The sequence below is a fragment of the Streptacidiphilus melanogenes genome (assembly GCF_000787835.1).
GTDB classification, from domain to species: Bacteria; Actinomycetota; Actinomycetes; order Streptomycetales; family Streptomycetaceae; genus Streptacidiphilus; species Streptacidiphilus melanogenes.
This window is the reverse complement of sequence record NZ_BBPP01000024.1, coordinates 75948-93431: the sequence shown is the minus strand read 5'-3', so window position 1 is coordinate 93431 and position 17484 is coordinate 75948. Positions and strand designations below refer to the sequence as shown.

The window sequence follows — 17484 nt, the reverse complement described above, 5'->3', positions numbered from 1 at the left end:
TGGTTAAGGTCGGGGCATGAATGCTCGCTATCTGCTCCCGTACACCCCCGAGGCCATCGGCGGGCTGCCCGACGCTCTCGACGTCCTGGTCTGGGACGGGGACGGGCCGGTGCCGTCCGACGAGGCGCTGCGGGGGGTGGAGTTCTTCTGCCTGCCCTACATGCGGCACCCCGCCGCCGTCGCGGTGATCCCGCACCTGCCGTCGCTGAAGGTGGTGCAGACCCTCACCGCCGGGATGGACGACGTGCTGCCGTACCTGCCGGACGGCGTCGTCGCGTGCAACGCGCGCGGGCTGCACGACGCGAGCACCGCCGAACTGGCGGTGACGCTGATCCTCGCCTTGCTCCGCGGGATCCCGCACTTCACCCGGCTGCAGGAGCAGGGGCGGTGGAGCCAGGAGTTCCACGAGTCGCTCGCCGACAAGACCGTGCTCATCCTCGGTTACGGCTCGATCGGCCGCGCGCTCGCCGCGCGTCTGGAGCCGTTCGAGTGCGAGGTCGTCCGGGTCGCGCGTCGTGCACGCTCCGAGGAGGAGGTGCACGGCGCGCAGGAGTTGGCGGCTCTGCTTCCGTCCGCCGACGTCGTCGTCCTGTTGACGCCGCTCACCCCTGAGAGCCGTCACCTCGTCGACGCGGGGTTCCTCTCCCGGATGAAGGACGGCGCGCTGCTGGTGAACGTCGCACGCGGGCCGGTCGTCGACACCGAGGCGCTGCTCAAGGAGCTCGCCGCGCAGCGCCTGCGGGCCGCTCTCGACGTCACGGACCCGGAGCCGCTGCCCGCCGGGCACCCGCTCTGGCACGCCCCCGGGGTGCTGATCACCCCTCACGTGGGCGGACCCAGCAGCGCGTTCCTGCCCAGGGCCAAGCGCACGCTGCGCGAGCAGATCCTGCGCTACGAGAACGGCGAGCCGCTCGCCAACGGGAGCTGACGCTCGAGGAACGCTCGTGCGCCCCCGGCGTGCGCCCAGGGCACCCCCTCGCTGCGCAGCAGCACCGGCCGGCTTCGCTCGAATCGGGTACAGCTACCTCGACAGAGGCCATTACTCTGAGTTGAGTGTGCATGTCTCTGAGTGACGACTGTGGTGTAGGTTCCCGACCGGGAGACCCGGTACGGAGTTGTCCGCCCCGCTGGTCCGATCGCACCCGGGGCCGGAGGGGGATTGCCCATGCTGAGCACTGAGCTGACCACCGAGCTGACCACCGAAACGCTGCTGCCCGGCCAGACCCGGCGGGGCCGCCCCTGGGCCGCCGAGGAGCACGGCCGCTCCGCCGCGTCGCCCTTCGCCTACGGCGAGGGCGGCCAGGAGGAGATGCAGCACCCCGACGACCTCGTCGCGGGGCCGCCCCAGCACGAGGGCCGCGACGCCCACCCACCCGAGCCGCACCGGATCTCGCAGGCGGCGGCGCGGCTGCCGCGGATACTGGTGATGCTGGTCTGCCTGCTCTATCTCGCGGGCGCCGCCTACGGCTGGGGCTCGCCCGCGGTGGCGGACTTCATGGGCGACTTCGGCCTGGCCGGGGCCGCGTTGACCGCCTCGCTGTCCTGCTTCGGCTACGGCCGGCTCTCCGCCGGGCGGCACCGCAGGGCCTGGGTCTGCTTCGGGCTCAGCTCGCTCATGGTCGCTCTCGGCAACGGCATCTGGGGCTGGTACGAGTGCGTGCTGCGCCAGTCGCTCCCGTCGCCCTCGATCTCCGACTACGTCTTCCTCTTCTTCGCACCGCCCGCCATCCTCGGGCTGCTGATGCTCTCCAACCGGCCCCGCAACGCCGCCGGCTGGCTCTGCCTCGCGCTCGACGGCTGGCTGATCGCCGGCTCGCTGCTGACGCTGAGCTGGTCGCTGGCCCTCGGCCGGACGGCGGCGGGCGACCAGCACAGCCCGCTGCGGCTGACGGTCGGGCTGGCCTACCCGCTGCTGGACATCCTGCTCATCAGCATGGTCCTCGGCCTGCGCTTCCGCCGCCAGGACGGCAACCGGGCGGCGGCGCACACGGCCGTCGTGGGCCTCGCCCTCACGGTGGTCTGCGACGCCGTCTTCACCAGCCAGTCCTTCAAGGACTCCTACCACTCCGGCCAACTGCTCGACGCGGGCTGGTTCTGCGGCTCGATGCTGCTGGCCTGGGCCCCGTGGGCGGGCGGTGGGCGGGCGCTCACCCGCGAGTCCGTGCGGCGGCCGCGCGTGGCGTCCACCTTCAGCGCGCTGACCCCGTACGCGGCCACCGGGGTCTGCACCATCGGTCTGCTCTACAACGCGCTCGGGCAGCACCACCTGGACCGGTTCGTGCTGATCATCAGCTGCACCGTCGTCATCGCACTGATCCTGCGTCAGGGTGTGATGCTGCTGGACAACCTGGCGCTGGCCCAGCGGCTCAGCCACCAGGAACGGCACTTCCGCTCCCTGGTCCAGGGCTCCAGCGACGTCATCATGATCGCCGACCCGGACGGGGTGCTGCGCTACGTCAGCCCGGCCGCCGCCGGCGTGTACGGGCGCCCGGCGGAGGAGCTGGTCGGCACCAGGCTGCCGGAGATGGTCCACCCGGACGACCTCGGCCACGTGCTCTGGGAGGTGCAGCGCTACCTCGCCAAGGCGCCCGCCCACGGGCCCACGGCCGAGCCGACCGCGCGGATCGAGTGCCGGGTGCGCTCGGGCGCGGGCGAGTGGCTGGACGTGGAGTCCACCGTCAACCGCTACCGCGACGGGCTGATCTTCAACTGCCGCGACGTCTCCGAACGGGTGCGCCTTCAGGCGCAGTTGGAGCACAACGCGTTCCACGACGCGCTGACCGGCCTGCCCAACCGGGCCCTGTTCCTCAAACGCGGCCGCGACGCGCTCACCCCCAGGGCCGAGAAACGTCCGGACGTCGCGGTGCTCTTCGCCGACCTCGACGGCTTCAAGGCGGTCAACGACACCGCCGGGCACCAGGTCGGCGACGAGCTGCTGGTGCTGGCCGCGAGGAGGCTGCGCGAGTCCGTGCGGGAGGGTGACACGGTCGCCCGTCTCGGCGGCGACGAGTTCGCGGTGCTGCTCGTCGGCGAGGTCGACCGGGAGCGGGCCTTCGGCATCGCCGAGCGGCTGCGCCTCGCCGTCTCCGCCCCCTACGCCGTCGGCAACGAGGAACACACCGTCGCCGCCAGCATCGGCATCGCCTTCGCCGAGCCCGCCCTCGGCCCCGAGGGCGCCGCCGACCTGCTGCGCAGCGCGGACCTGGCCATGTACCAGGCGAAGAAGCGCGGCAAGGACCGCGTCCACGAGTACTCGCCGGAGCTGCGCAGCGAGCTGCGCCGCCGCACCGAGCTCGACCAGCGGCTGCGCGCCGCCGTGCGCGAGGGCGAGTTCGTCCTGGTCCACCAGCCGATCGTGGACCTCCGCGGCGGCCGGATCAGCGGCCTGGCCGCGCAGGCCCGCTGGCGCTCCGCGCAGGGGCTGCTGCTCACGCCCGCCGAGTTCCTGCATGCGGCGGGCGGCGGGGAGCGGGCGCTGCGGCTGTCCCGCTGGATGGTCGAGCAGGCCGTCCAGCAGGCCGCCGAACGCGGCGGCACGCTGCCGGTGACGGTGCGGCTCTCGCCGCGCGCGCTGGCCGCGCCGGGGGTGGTGGAGACCGCGGAGACGGTGCTGCGCCGCTGCCGCCTGCCCGGCGGCCGGCTGGTCGTCGAGCTCGGCGACAGCGGCCCCGGGCCCGTCGACGGGCGCAGCCACGGCGTCGACGAACTGGTGCAGCGTCTCGGGCGGCTCAAACAGCTCGGCATCGGCCTGGTCCTGGACGGGCTCGGCGGCGGCGCGACCCCGCTGAGCGAGCTGCGCCGGCTGCCGGTGGACGCGCTCAAGCTGGAACGCGGCGTCGTGGACGGTCTGCTCGACTCGGCCTTCCTGCGCACGCTCGCCTCGTCCGTCCTGCGGATCGGTCACGAGCTCGGTCTGGAGACCGTCGCCGACGGGGTGGACCGCGCCGAGCAGGCACGGATCCTGCGGGATCTCGGCTGCTCACGAGGCCAGGGCCTGCACTTCGCGCCGCCGATGCGGGAGGATGAACTGAAGGAACTGCTCCTGGCCGATACCAGGACGTCCGAGGAAGATCCCGCATGATGAGACACGAATCGAGTGGGCTTGACACCCCCCGGGGCGTCGGAGGATGGTCGTCAGCATGCGCACCCGAATTCTCGTACTTGGCGGGCGCGTCGGCTGAGCCGGGAGTCAACTCCCGAGCTGACCTGGCCGACGCGCTACCCCTCGCATGCCCACACGGGCACGAGGGGTTTTTTGTTGCCGCGAGGCAGCCAGCGCAGCGCGCTCAGCGCGAACCGCCCTAGAGACCCCCCTCCGAGAAGTCCGAGCAGCCGAGAAGGAACAGCAGATGACCGAGCAGGCAGCAGCGCCCGTCCCGCACCATGCGGGCCCCGAACCGATGACCGGTGCCCAGTCGCTCATCCGCTCGCTCGAGGCGGTCGGTGCGGACACCGTCTTCGGCATCCCGGGCGGCGCGATCCTCCCGGCCTACGACCCGCTGATGGACTCGACCCGGGTGCGTCACATCCTGGTCCGCCACGAGCAGGGCGCGGGTCACGCGGCGACCGGCTACGCGCAGGCCACCGGCAAGGTGGGCGTCTGCATGGCGACCTCAGGGCCGGGTGCGACGAACCTGGTGACGCCGCTGGCGGACGCGTACATGGACTCCGTGCCGGTGGTCGCGATCACCGGCCAGGTCTCCTCCAAGGCGATCGGCACGGACGCCTTCCAGGAGGCGGACATCTGCGGCATCACGATGCCGATCACCAAGCACAACTTCCTGGTCACCGACGCGGACGAGATCCCGCGCGTGATCGCGGAGGCGTTCCACATCGCGAGCACCGGCCGCCCCGGCCCGGTCCTGGTCGACATCGCCAAGGACGCGCTGCAGGCGCGCACGGTCTTCCGCTGGCCGGTCGAGCCGCAGCTGCCCGGCTACCGCCCGGTGACCAAGCCGCACGCCAAGCAGATCCGCGAGGCCGCGCGACTGCTGGCGGCCGCCAAGCGCCCCGTCCTCTACGTCGGCGGTGGCGTGCTGAAGGCCGGCGCCACGGCCGAGCTGCGCATCCTGGCCGAGCTGACCGGCGCCCCGGTCGTCACCACGCTGATGGCGCTGGGCGCCTTCCCTGACAGCCACGACCAGCACCTGGGCATGCCCGGCATGCACGGCTCGGTCGCCGCGGTCACCGCGCTGCAGAAGGCGGACCTGCTGTTCGCCCTGGGCACCCGCTTCGACGACCGGGTCACCGGCAAGCTGGACACCTTCGCCCCCTACGCCAAGGTCGTCCACGCCGACATCGACCCGGCCGAGATCGGCAAGAACCGCGTGGCGGACGTCCCGATCGTCGGCGACGCCCGCGAGATCATCGCGGACCTGATCGTCGCGGTCCAGCAGGAGCAGGCCGCCGGCCAGACGGCGGGCGAGCACCGCTTCGACTACGGCCAGTGGTGGGAGCAGCTCAACGCCTGGCGCAAGACCTACCCCGTGGGCTACGAGCCGGCCCCGGAGGGCATGCTCAGCCCGCAGCAGGTCATCGAGCGGATCGGCCAGAAGGTCGGCCCCGACGCGATCTACGCCGCGGGCGTGGGCCAGCACCAGATGTGGGCCTCGCAGTTCATCTCCTTCGAGAAGCCGGCCACCTGGCTGAACTCCGGCGGCGCCGGAACGATGGGCTACGCGGTCCCGGCCGCGATGGGCGCGAAGGCCGGCTGCCCCGACGCGCAGGTCTGGGCGATCGACGGCGACGGCTGCTTCCAGATGACCAACCAGGAGCTGGTCACCTGCGCGCTGAACAACATCCCGATCAAGGTCGCGATCATCAACAACGGCTCGCTGGGCATGGTCCGCCAGTGGCAGACCCTCTTCTACAACCAGCGCTACTCCAACACCGTCCTGCACGACGGCCCGGACAACGACGGCCGCGGTCCCGCCGCCGGCACCCGCATCCCGGACTTCGTCAAGCTGTCCGAGGCCATGGGCTGCCACGCGCTGCGCTGCGAGCGCCCGGAGGACCTGGACGCGGTGATCGAGAAGGCGATGTCGCTCAACGACGCGCCGGTCGTCATCGACTTCATCGTCCACCAGGACGCGATGGTCTGGCCGATGGTCCCGGCCGGTGTCAGCAACGACGAGATCCTGGCCGCGCGCGACGTCCGTCCGGACTTCGGCGACGAGAACGACTGAGACGAAGGGGACCTTCGAAAACCATGTCCAAGCACACCCTCTCCGTCCTGGTCGAGAACAAGCCGGGCGTCCTCGCCCGGATCGCGGCGCTGTTCTCGCGGCGCGGCTTCAACATCGACTCCCTGGCCGTCGGTCCGACCGAGCACCCGGACATCTCCCGCATGACGATCGTCGTCAACGTGGAGGACCTCCCGCTGGAGCAGGTCACCAAGCAGCTGAACAAGCTGGTCAACGTCATAAAGATCGTCGAGCTCGACCCGGCCGCGGCGGTCCGCCGCGAGCTGATGCTGGTCAAGGTCCGCGCGGACGCGGAGACCCGCGGCCAGGTCACCGAGATCGTCCAGCTCTTCCGTGCGAAGACGGTCGACGTCTCCCCGGACGCGGTGACGATCGAGGCCACGGGCAGCAGCGACAAGCTCGAAGCGATGCTGAAGATGCTGGAGCCGTACGGCATCAAGGAGCTCGTCCAGTCCGGCATGGTCGCCATCGGCAGGGGGGCACGGTCGATTACCGACAGGTCGCTCCGCGCTGTCGAGCGATCGGCCTAGTTGCACGATCCGGAGCCCCGAACGCGCAGGGCCATCCGCTCGCCGGTGGTTCTCGCGCAGTTCCCCGTGCCCCTGGAGACTGCACCTCTGTGAGACGCTAATCTCACGCTTTGAGACTTAACCGTCCGCTGATCGACATCGGCGTACGGTGTCCACAAGGAATCCATCCCGCAAGGAGAAGCCAGCGATGGCCGAGCTGTTCTACGACGACGACGCCGATCTGTCCATCATCCAGGGCCGCAAGGTCGCCATCCTCGGCTACGGCAGCCAGGGTCACGCGCACGCGCTCTCCCTGCGCGACTCCGGTGTCGACGTCCGCGTCGGTCTGCTGCCGGAGTCCAAGTCCCGCGCCAAGGCCGAGGAGCAGGGTCTGCGTGTGGTCACGCCGGCCGAGGCCGCCGCCGAGGCCGACGTGATCATGATCCTGGTGCCGGACCCGATCCAGGCCGACGTCTACAAGGAGGTCGTCGAGCCGAACCTCAAGGCGGGCGACGCCCTCTTCTTCGGTCACGGCCTCAACATCCGCTTCGGCTTCATCAAGCCCCCGGCCGACGTCGACGTCTGCATGGTCGCCCCGAAGGGCCCGGGCCACCTGGTCCGCCGCCAGTACGAGGAGGGCCGCGGCGTCCCCTGCATCGTGGCCGTCGAGCAGGACGCCACCGGCAAGGGCCTGGAGCTCGCGCTCTCCTACGCGAAGGGCATCGGCGGCACCCGCGCCGGCGTCATCAAGACCACCTTCACCGAGGAGACCGAGACCGACCTCTTCGGCGAGCAGGCCGTCCTCTGCGGTGGCACCGCCGCTCTGGTGAAGGCCGGCTTCGAGACCCTGGTCGAGGCGGGCTACCAGCCCGAGATCGCCTACTTCGAGTGCCTCCACGAGCTGAAGCTGATCGTCGACCTCATGTACGAGGGCGGCCTGGAGAAGATGCGCTGGTCCGTCTCCGAGACGGCCGAGTGGGGCGACTACGTCACCGGCCCGCGCATCATCACGGACCAGACCAAGGCCGAGATGAAGAAGGTCCTCGGCGAGATCCAGGACGGCACCTTCGCCAACACCTGGATCGCCGAGTACAAGGCGGGCCTGCCGAAGTACAACGAGTACAAGAACGCCGACAGCGAGCACCTGCTGGAGACCACCGGCAAGAAGCTGCGCAAGCTCATGAGCTGGGTGGACGAGGAGGCGTAAGTCCGTCTCGTCAGCAGTCGACTGGGGGTGGCCGAGCGGTCGAGCGGCCGCCCCCGCCGCATTACAGCATTCCTGTAGGGATCGTTTGTACGGTCCGTACCATCCCCGGCGGGTGATTCTTCCGCAGGGGCGCTCGGCGGAAGCACCTCCGCCGATAGACTCAATCTGCGCGTCAGGCTCACAGCGTCGTGCGTCTCCAACGCGGCATGCCACCGTCCCCTCCATGCCGTCCAAGCAACGCGGGTGCGCCCCCATTCGCACGGCTTCGGGGAGAACCGGACAGTAAGGACAAACTGTCGTGAGCAGCAAGCCTGTAGTTCTCATCGCTGAAGAGCTGTCTCCTGCCACCGTCGACGCGCTCGGGCCGGACTTCGAGATCCGCCACTGCGACGGCGCCAACCGCGCCGAGCTCCTTCCCGCCATCGCCGATGTCGACGCGATCCTGATCCGCTCCGCCACCAAGGTGGACGCGGAGGCGATCGCCGCCGCGCGCAAGCTCAAGGTCGTCGCCCGTGCCGGCGTCGGTCTCGACAACGTCGACGTCCCGTCCGCCACCAAGGCGGGCGTGATGGTCGTCAACGCGCCGACCTCCAACATCGTCACCGCCGCCGAGCTCGCCTGCGGCCTGCTGCTGTCGACGGCCCGTCACATCCCGGCCGCCAACGCCTCGCTGAAGGGCGGCGAGTGGAAGCGCAGCAAGTACACCGGCGTCGAGCTGGCCGAGAAGACCCTCGGCGTGGTCGGCCTCGGCCGCATCGGCGTGCTGGTCGCGCAGCGCATGTCCGCCTTCGGCATGAAGATCGTCGCCTACGACCCCTACATCCAGGCCGCGCGCGCCGCGCAGATGGGCGTCAAGCTCGTCTCGCTGGACGAGCTGCTGGAGGTCGCCGACTTCATCACCGTGCACCTGCCGAAGACCCCGGAGACCGTCGGTCTGATCGGTGACGAGGCGCTGCACAAGGTCAAGCCGACCGTCCGCATCGTCAACGCCGCCCGTGGCGGCATCGTCGACGAGGAGGCGCTGGCCGCCGCGCTCAAGGAGGGCCGGGTCGCCGGCGCGGGCCTGGACGTCTTCGTCAAGGAGCCCTGCACCGACTCGCCGCTCTTCGGCTTCGACAACGTCGTCGCCACCCCGCACCTCGGCGCCTCCACCGACGAGGCGCAGGAGAAGGCCGGCATCTCCGTCGCCCGCAGCGTCCGCCTCGCTCTCGCGGGCGAGCTGGTGCCGGACGCGGTCAACGTTCAGGGCGGGGTCATCGCCGAGGACGTCCGTCCGGGCCTGCCGCTCGCCGAGAAGCTCGGCCGCATCTTCACCGGCCTGGCCGGCGAGGTCGCCGTCCGTCTCGACGTCGAGGTGCGCGGCGAGATCACCCAGCACGACGTGAAGGTGCTGGAGCTGTCCGCCCTCAAGGGTGTCTTCGAGGACGTCGTCGCGGAGACCGTCTCCTACGTCAACGCCCCGCTGTTCGCGCAGGAGCGCGGCCTCGAGGTCCGTCTGACCACGCTGAGCGAGAGCCCCGAGTACCGCAACGTCATCACCGTCCGCGGCACCCTGAACGACGGCCGCGAGATCTCGGTGGCCGGCACGCTCACCGGCCCCAAGCGCCAGCAGAAGATCGTCGGCGTCAACGAGTTCGACGTGGACGTCGCCCTCACCGACTTCATGGGCTTCTTCCGCTACGAGGACCGTCCGGGTGTCGTCGGCACCCTCGGCAAGCTCCTCGGCGACGCCGGCATCAACATCGCCGGCATGCAGGTCTCCCGTGACGAGGAGGGCGGCGACGCGCTCGTCTCCCTGACGGTCGACAGCGAGATCCCGCAGGGTCTGCTGACCGAGATCGCCGCGGAGATCGGTGCGAAGTTCGCCCGCTCGGTGAACCTCTCCGCCTGATCCGCCAACGTGTGAGCCCCGCCGGGACCCGGTCCCGGCGGGCTCGAAAGGTCGGGGCGCCGTGCACAGGTCCGCTTATGAGCACATGGAACTGTGCGTGCGGGAGTACATGCCGACCGAGGGTCGGCACCGCGTCGTCGACCTGGGCTCCCGGATCTCCCCGAACCAGGCCCTGACCCACCGGGATCTGCTCACCGGGCGCGACGTCGAGTACGTCGGCGTCGACGTCCAGGACGGCCCGAACGTCGACCGGGTCATGAAGAAGCCCTACCGGATCCCGGTGCGGTCCGCGAGTGCCGACTTCGTCTTCTCCGGCCAGGCCTTCGAGCACATCCCCTTCTTCTGGGCGTCGATGCTGGAGATCGCCCGCATCCTTCGGCCGGGCGGGCACGCCTTCATCACCGCCCCCTCGCGCGGCCACGTCCACGACGCGCAGGACTGCTGGCGCTACTACCCGGACGGCTACCGGGCCATGGCCGCCTTCTCCGGCCTGGAGCTGCGCGAGGCGTACACCGACTTCCCGCCGAAGAAAGGCATCTGGCACCAGTACGGCGAGATCGACGCCAGGTACGCCTACTGGGGCGACAGCGTCGGGGTCTTCCGTAAGACCGGGACGTACCCACGCCTCCGGCTCTTCGTGGTCCGCGAAGTCACCCTCCTGTGGGCGAACCGCGTCGGCGGCGTCAAGCGCACGCCGCTGCCCGACCCCCTTCCCGGCCGTCCGGACTGCGGCCGCCCCGTGCAGCCTGCCGACGCCACGGACGGCTGAGGGCGACTGTCGGCGTCTCAGTCCCCGGCGACGCCGACGTGTTCGGAGAGCCAGTCGTTCAGCGGCCTGGTGGCCTTCAGGAAGCCGACGACGTGGCTCTTCGCCTCCGCCGTCCCCAGCCACGGCTCGACCGGCCACTGGCGCCAGGCCGCAAGGCTCTTGTGGCGCAGCAGTTCGATCCGCGGGTGGTCCTTGGCGTAGCCGCGCGGTGCGCTCTTGAGGCGGTTGTGGGACATCATCTCGATGTCCGCCCTCGTCAGCTTCGCGATGACGGACTCCAGCGCCCTGCCTGACTTCTCCTCAGCCACCGCCTCGCGAAAGCGGGCCAGCTGGTCGGGTGTCATGACGTAGCAGCCGCTGCCCGCGCCCAGACCGTCGGCGGAGAGCTGGACGTAGCCGCCGCCCTCCAGGACCGCGCCGATGTGGGTCTTGTACGGGGACTTGTCCGCCGAGAAGCGGATGTCGCGGTTGGGGCGGAAGATCTTCCCCTCGCCGAACCGCGCCGCGAGCTCCTCGAGCAGAGCCTCCATCGGCTCGCGCACGCAGCGCTCGTAGACGTCCTTGTGGGACGACCAGTAGTCCTTGCTGTTCTCCGCCTCGAGCCCCTCGTAGAACTCGAGGGCCTCGGCCGGCCAACCCTGGAAGCTCATGCTTCGAGCCTAGTCACCGCAGGGAGTCCGGGCACGCCCCGACGCCGCCGGGCCGCTCGTCCCGCCGTCCGGGTGTGCGGTCCGTCTCGGATAGTAGGAAATCCAAGTATCCGTGCAGACACTTCCGACGGCTTGTCGTAACGTGAAATGGCAAGCAGTCGGATGGTCTGCCGTATCCACGGCCATGTCCGGCTCGGCCTTTGCGCAGGAGACCCCTGTCCGGCCCTCTCTCCCCAGATCGGACCGCCGCCTGTTGAGGCAGGCATCTCCCCCAGGAGTCTCCCCATGCACTCTGTGAAGACGCGTACCCGTCGTACCCCCGCCACCGCCAAGGACCGCAACCAGGCGGCCGCCGCCCTGCAGCGCGCCCTGGACCGTCGTGACAACGGCGGCGCCACCGGCCACGAGCTGCACGCCGAGGCCGCCGCCACGCCCTCCGTCTGAGGACTCGGGCGGTCCGGCTCGGCCTCAGGACGGCGTCGTGCGGACCAGCAGCATGACGTCGACGCGGGACAGCCTGAAGGTCTGCGCGACGCGGTAGTCCTGCTGCAGCGCTTTCAGCTGTGCCGCGAGCGGCGCGGCGGGATGCGTGTAACCGGCCGTCTGCCGGACCACCCAGACCCGGTTCGGCGCATGCGCGACGCACGACGCCGGGACGGCGCAGTACGTCGGCCGGTAGGTCCCGTTCTGCTGCGGGGTCCGGGCCATGAAGAACTGGTCCAGCGTTCTCGCCTGCGGCCCCAGGTAGTAGTCCACGCCCAGGTCGATCATGTCGCCCCAGTAGGCCACGTACACCAGTCCGTCGCCGGGCCGCGCGTGCGCGGTGATGGTTCGCGCGGCGCCCTGGTAGGAGAAGTAGGTGTCCAGCGGCTTCACCGGGTAGCTGATCCACTCGTGCGCCCGGAAGGACCGAAGCCGCTGCTGGTCCGGCAGCGTGACCGCCACGGTCAGGGCGAGCCCGCACGCGGTCACCAGGGCCAGTACGGCGCGCTGCCGCGGCACGGGCAGCAGGCGGGCGACCGCGCGCCCGGCCGCGACCAGACCGGCGCCGGCGAGCACCGCCCAGCAGGGCAGGGTGAAGAGCAGGTACCGGGCCAGGAAGTACGAGGTCCCCGTCTCCGAGACCAGGGTCACCGCGACGATCGGGAGGATCGCGCCGGCGGCCGCCGTGCCGCGGGCGGGACCGTTCCCCCGCGCGAGCGCGAGACCCGCCACCACGAACAGGCCCAGAACGACCGCGCTCGCCGTCGAGCCGACCAGCGCCTCCCACAGATGGCCGAAGGCCACCTGTGGGTGCACGAGATCGGGACGGTGGACCCAGTAGAGCTGTCTGCCCACCTGTGAGTGGCTGAGCAGCAGCAGCGGTGCGAGGAGCGCGGCCACACCGGCCACGACCCCGGCGAAGGTGACGGCCGTCCGCCACGACCGGTCCCGGCGTGCGTGGAGCAGCACGATCACGCCGTGTCCCACCAGCGCCGCGAGCGCCACCAGGTGTGCGGCGCCCATGAACGCCGCCGCCACGCCGTACAGCAGCCACCGCGTCACCCCGGGGCGCTCCAGCGCTCGGAGCAGGAACAGCAGCGCGACGGCGGCGGCCATGACGACCAGGGCGTACGCGCGCGCCTCCTGCCCGTAGCGCGAGACCGCCGGGGTGACCGCGAACAGGACGCCCGCGGCGAGCCCCGCGGCGTCGCCGAAGAGGCGCCGGCCGACGCACGCCACGGCGCCGGCCGCCACGGCCACGAAGAACGCCGAGGGCAGCCGCATCGCGACCGTCGACAGGCCGAAGACGTCCGTCCACCCGTGGAGCAGCACGTAGTACAGCCCCGTGGAGGCGTCCACGTTGCCGAGCAGGTGCAGGAGCTCGGGAAAGGTGCGCCCGACGCCGCTCCAGGTCGCGTTCTCGTCGCGCCACAGCTGCGGCCGCCCGATGTGCCAGACGGCGAACAGCAGCGCCAGAGCCCCGGGCCACGCCCAGATCGGCACGGCCGCCGGGAGCCGGACGCCGCCTCGGCCCGAGGGCCGCTGCGGCGTGGTCGCCGAATCGGCCGACGGCATGGCGCCGGTCACCGTGGAGACCGGTTTGGGGGGCACTGCTACCTCGCTTTTTCCGAGAACCACTGACAGCGAAATCCGGTGGGCGGCGCTACGCCGTCCTGGTGAGGATCTTCCGCGACAGCACGAAGGTGAACGGGATCGCGGCGAGCGCCGCCACCAGCGGGGCGATCTTGTCGTTCATGTGGACGCCGCTCACCAGCACCACCGTCCCGACGCTCGTGATCACGTAGTTGGTCACGTTGGTCAGCGGGAAGCGGATGAACTTGGCCCAGGTGGGCTTCGTCCGGTAGGTGAAGTAGGTGTTCATGAAGAACGAGCCGACCATGCTCACCACGAACGCGACCGTGTAGGCCAAAAAGTACGGCATGTGCGGGTGCAGCAGCAGGTAGCAGCTGTAGAACGTGGCCGTGTTCACACCGCCGACCATGCCGAACTTGATGATCTGCCACAGGTCCTTGCGGCCGACCCGCGGGCCGCCGCGGGCGGCCTGTCCGGGCGACGTCCCGGCGTTCTCCGGACTCTCGGGGCTCTGTGTGGTCACGTCCGTCACCGCCGGTCCAGCCGATCCCCGGCGCGTTCCTTGACGAGATAGTGCGGGCGGCGCTTGGTCTCGTAGTAGATACGGCCGATGTACTCGCCGACCAGGCCGATCATCGACATCTGCAGGCCGCCGAGGCCCACGATCGCCACGATCAGGGTGACGTAGCCGGGCGCGGTGATGCCGTTGACGATCGCCAGCACGATGATGATCGCCGCGTAGAGGACCGCCAGGGCGCTGAGCGCCAGGCCGAAGTAGATGCCCAGGCGCAGCGGCCGGTTGTTGAACGAGATGAGCCCGTCGATGGCGTAGTTCAGCAGCGAGCTGAAGCGCCACTTGGTCTCGCCCGCCTCGCGGCCCGCATTGCGGTAGTCGAAGGTGACGGTGTCGAAGCCGATCCAGGAGAACAGGCCCTTGGAGAAGCGGTTGTACTCCGGCAGCGCCAGCAGCGCGTCCACGGCCTGCCGCGACAGCAGCCGGAAGTCGCCCACGCCGTCGGTCAGCTCGACGTCCACCGCGCGGTTGATCAGGCGGTAGTACGCCTTGCTGAACAGGGTCCGCACGAACCGGTCGCCCTCGCGGGTGCGCCGGGCGATGACCTGGTCGTGGCCGAGCTCGTAGAGCTCCAGCATCTTGGGGATCAGCGCCGGCGGGTGCTGCAGGTCGGCGTCCATGAGGACGACCGCGTCGCCGGTGGCCTCCTTGAGGCCGGCCAGCATGCCCGCCTCCTTGCCGAAGTTGCGGCTGAAGGAGACGTACCTGGTGGTCTGCGGGTTCTCCTTCGCCAGCGTCCGCAGCTGGTTGAGGGTCCCGTCACGGCTGCCGTCGTCGACGTAGCAGAGCTCGTACTCGATGGGCAGCTCGTCCAGCGTCTCCCGGATCTTGGCGTCGAACAGCGCGAGGACGGCTTCCTCGTTGTAGCAGGGGACGACGATCGACAGTCTCATGGGCGTTTCCGGGTCTGGTCAGGCGCGGGCGCGGGGGAGAGTGATGCGGCGGCGGAGCCAGGCGTAACCCGGCAGGGAGAGCAGTCCGAGCAGACCGACGCCGGAGCCGGCGAGGCCGGTCTTCAGTCCGGGAGGAGCGTAGGAACAGGACAGCACCTTGCCGCCCTTGGCGCCGAGCGGAATCCCGAAGAGGCCGTCGTAGTCGACCGGCTGCACGGCCCGGCCGTCGACGCTGCAGCTCCAGCCGGAGCGGACGGTGGTGGCCATGACGGCGTAGCCGGTGCTGCCGCCGGGGAGGGTGGCGCTGAAGGCGTGGCCGCCGACCTTGAGGTCGGTCGGGGCGGCGGCGTGCTGCGCGGCGACCGCGGAGGCGAGCTCGGTCGTGTCGAGGCACCCCAGGACACCGGCCGGGAGCTGCTGCACCTCGAAGGTGCCGAGGCCCACGGAGACCTTGCCGTCCTTGCCGACGGTGCCGACCTGGCGCAGGCCCGCCTTGGTCATCGGGTAGGAGCCGCTGAGGTCGACGGTCCGTCCGTTGGCCTGGAGGGTGCCCGTGGCGAAGGCCGTGTTGACGAAGACCCGCGAGCCGACCGTGCAGGAGCCGGTGAGCGTCGGGAAGGCCTTGCCCTGGACGTGCGAGGGGATCGTCAGGCTGCCGTCGGGGTTCCGGGTGACCGCCGGGCCCTGGGTCTGCGTCAGCTTCGGCACGGTCCAGACGGGCGCGCCCAGCAGGTCGTTCATCCTGGCGAACGGGTTGTCCGCCGCCTCGCCCAGGGGAGCCGAGCGGTGGAGGGTGAGCAGCGGTGACGCCTCCTGGTGGCGCTGGACGAATCCGCCCGGTGCGGACCGGTCACCGTCGAGGTACGCCGTGATGCCGAACACGGCGCGCGACGCCGGGTCGGTCGGGGTGAAGACGTGGCGCCCGGCCATCGTGTACGGGAAACCCAGATCGCTGAGCGCCTGCGTGGTCTCCTGCGGCGTGTAGCTGCTGTAGTAGTCGCCGCCCTGCGCGTCCAGGAGCTCGGAGTCGTTGTTGACGAAGATGTGCGGCCCGGGTGCGGTGCGGGACAGCGGCCATGCGTCCGTGGCCTTCAGCGCCGCCGCGGCGGCCCTGGTGTTCACGCTGACGGTCTCGTGAGGCGCGAAGTACGGGCGGATCGCGTCCCGGAGCGAGTCGATGCCGTAGACGGACATGATGGAGCAGGTGAGGACGGAGAGCCCCAGCACCGCGCCCACGACACGCTTCGCCCAGGTCCGGCGGCGGGCCGGGTTGAGCGCGAGGAGTCCGCCGAGCGCGAGGACTCCGGCCACCGCCGTCGTGGTCAGCATGTAGCCCTGCGGCCCCTGGGCGTCGGAGGCGACCCGGCCGAGGCGGGCGCAGAGCAGGACCCCGCCGAGCAGGACGGTGGCGCCCAGCAGCGCCCACACACCCGGCCGCCGGGTCAGGCACAGCCAGGCGATCATCACCATCATGGCGCTGAGCACGAAGACTTCGCGGAACGGGCTGCCGTTCGGCTTGGCGCCGCCCTGCCACAGGATCAGGGTGGGCTCGAACATCATCGAGGCCCAGGTGAACCCGAACATGAGGAGCCAGGCCGCCCGTTCACGGACCGGCACGTTCCTCGCGAACGGGAAGGCCAGCAGGAGCAGCAGCGCCAGCATGCCGACGGCGAGGTTCGGGACCGACAGGGTGTAGCGCGAGCCGGGCAGCAGCATCGCCAGCTGATCGACGACGCCGGGGATGCTGATCTGCGAGTCCGGCATCGGCGCGGCCGCCTTGCTGGCCTGGAGCGAGACCAGCAGGACCGGGGCGGCCAGGGCGACGCCGACGACCATCATCCCGGCCGCACGCAGGAGCGAGCGGACCTTCTCCCCGAGTCCGGCGTCGCGCAGGCAGACGCGGACCAGCGCGATCAGCCCGGCCGCCAGCGTCGCCATCGCCGCGGTGTAGAAGTTGCCGAACCAGCACAGCGCGACCAGCAGCGAACCCAGCACCCAGCGGCGTCCGTCGAGAGCCCAGTCGACGCAGATGCCGATCAGGGGGACCGAGACGAGCGCCCAGCACCACATCGGGTCCGGTGAGGCGTCGTTGACGGTCCAGGCGCAGAGGCCGAACCCGATGGCGAGCAGCGCCCGCAGCCACGGCGAGCCCGGCCGGAGCCGCCCCAGATAGTGCGTCATCAGGCCGGTGCCGAGGCCGATGCTCAACAGGGTGGCCAGGAACACGGACATGTTGACGGCGTCGCGCGGAAGGGCGACGGTGAGCCAGGAGAAGGGGTTGGCGAGGTAGGTGAACGCGTCGCCGAGGAACGGGACGCCGAAGGCGCTGTTCCAGTTGTAGAAGAGGTCGCCCTGGCCGGTGCCGTGGGCGAGGTCCCACAGGTGGGCGTGGAACGGCACGAACTGGTTGCCCAGGTCGTTGATCGCGCGGCCGCGGGGGCCGAACGGGTAGGTGCCGCGGGCGGCCATGGCCGCGCAGTACGCCGCCATGGCGAGGGCCGCGGCGAGCAGGCCGGCCGACAGCTCCGTCCGGGGCCGGAGGGAGGGCACCGGGGACGGCGCCGTGGCCGGCGTTCCCGTTGTGCCGCTCGCCTCCTTGAGGGAGTCGGCGGTGGCGGACACCTCTTGCCTACCTGCTTCCTGCGTCTGCTTCGAGCCCGTCGGGCGGGTCGCGGCGCCGGGGCCTGCTGTGAGAGGGCTGTGAGCCACGCT

Annotated in this window: 12 protein-coding genes and 1 pseudogene; 8 read left to right on the top strand and 5 right to left on the bottom strand. The window is 70.8% G+C overall.

Annotated elements, in window-relative coordinates:
* The first annotated feature begins 16 nt into the window (after positions 1-16).
* From TR49_RS24010 to TR49_RS23980, 7 genes and pseudogenes are all read left to right on the top strand, one after another.
* A complete protein-coding gene (locus tag TR49_RS24010; protein ID WP_042384998.1) occupies positions 17-928 on the top strand; it encodes a 2-hydroxyacid dehydrogenase in 912 nt (303 codons plus the stop codon).
* A gap of 237 nt (positions 929-1165) precedes the next feature.
* Complete coding sequence (locus tag TR49_RS24005; protein ID WP_052434585.1) at positions 1166-4081, top strand: putative bifunctional diguanylate cyclase/phosphodiesterase; 2916 nt, start codon at positions 1166-1168, stop codon at positions 4079-4081.
* Between the two features lie 229 nt (positions 4082-4310).
* Positions 4311-6185 (top strand): annotated as a pseudogene (locus TR49_RS24000) (acetolactate synthase large subunit); the annotation flags it as partial.
* Between the two features lie 23 nt (positions 6186-6208).
* Complete coding sequence (gene ilvN, locus TR49_RS23995; protein ID WP_042384992.1) at positions 6209-6733, top strand: acetolactate synthase small subunit; 525 nt, start codon at positions 6209-6211, stop codon at positions 6731-6733.
* Positions 6734-6920: 187 nt separating this feature from the next.
* Complete coding sequence (gene ilvC, locus TR49_RS23990) at positions 6921-7919, top strand: ketol-acid reductoisomerase (RefSeq protein ID WP_042369294.1); 999 nt, start codon at positions 6921-6923, stop codon at positions 7917-7919.
* Between the two features lie 298 nt (positions 7920-8217).
* Positions 8218-9810 carry a phosphoglycerate dehydrogenase gene (serA, locus tag TR49_RS23985; RefSeq protein ID WP_042384988.1) on the top strand — a complete coding sequence of 531 codons (1593 nt, stop codon included), beginning with the start codon at positions 8218-8220 and terminating at the stop codon, positions 9808-9810.
* Positions 9811-9871: 61 nt separating this feature from the next.
* A complete protein-coding gene (locus TR49_RS23980; protein WP_042384985.1) occupies positions 9872-10579 on the top strand; it encodes a methyltransferase domain-containing protein in 708 nt (235 codons plus the stop codon).
* Between the two features lie 17 nt (positions 10580-10596).
* On the opposite strand, the gene TR49_RS23975 is transcribed toward TR49_RS23980, so the two are convergent.
* Positions 10597-11229 carry a DUF2461 domain-containing protein gene (locus TR49_RS23975; RefSeq protein WP_042384983.1) on the bottom strand — a complete coding sequence of 211 codons (633 nt, stop codon included), beginning with the start codon at positions 11227-11229 and terminating at the stop codon, positions 10597-10599.
* 285 nt (positions 11230-11514) lie between these two features.
* Between TR49_RS23975 and TR49_RS44590 the strand changes: the two genes are divergently transcribed.
* Positions 11515-11673 carry a hypothetical protein gene (locus TR49_RS44590; protein WP_169790003.1) on the top strand — a complete coding sequence of 53 codons (159 nt, stop codon included), beginning with the start codon at positions 11515-11517 and terminating at the stop codon, positions 11671-11673.
* 24 nt (positions 11674-11697) lie between these two features.
* On the opposite strand, the gene TR49_RS23970 is transcribed toward TR49_RS44590, so the two are convergent.
* The 4 genes from TR49_RS23970 to TR49_RS23955 form a co-directional block, all read right to left on the bottom strand.
* On the bottom strand, positions 11698-13323 hold the full coding sequence (locus tag TR49_RS23970) for a glycosyltransferase family 39 protein (protein ID WP_042384981.1): 1626 nt from the start codon (positions 13321-13323) through the stop codon (positions 11698-11700).
* A 52-nt stretch (positions 13324-13375) separates the two neighbouring features.
* Entirely contained in the window at positions 13376-13714 is a 339-nt protein-coding gene (locus tag TR49_RS23965) for a GtrA family protein (protein WP_042385087.1), read from the bottom strand.
* A 119-nt stretch (positions 13715-13833) separates the two neighbouring features.
* Positions 13834-14772, bottom strand: coding sequence for a glycosyltransferase family 2 protein (locus tag TR49_RS23960; RefSeq protein ID WP_042384978.1), 939 nt, complete (start codon positions 14770-14772; stop codon positions 13834-13836).
* A gap of 18 nt (positions 14773-14790) precedes the next feature.
* Positions 14791-17394 carry a YfhO family protein gene (locus TR49_RS23955; protein WP_052434584.1) on the bottom strand — a complete coding sequence of 868 codons (2604 nt, stop codon included), beginning with the start codon at positions 17392-17394 and terminating at the stop codon, positions 14791-14793.
* Positions 17395-17484: the final 90 nt, after the last annotated feature.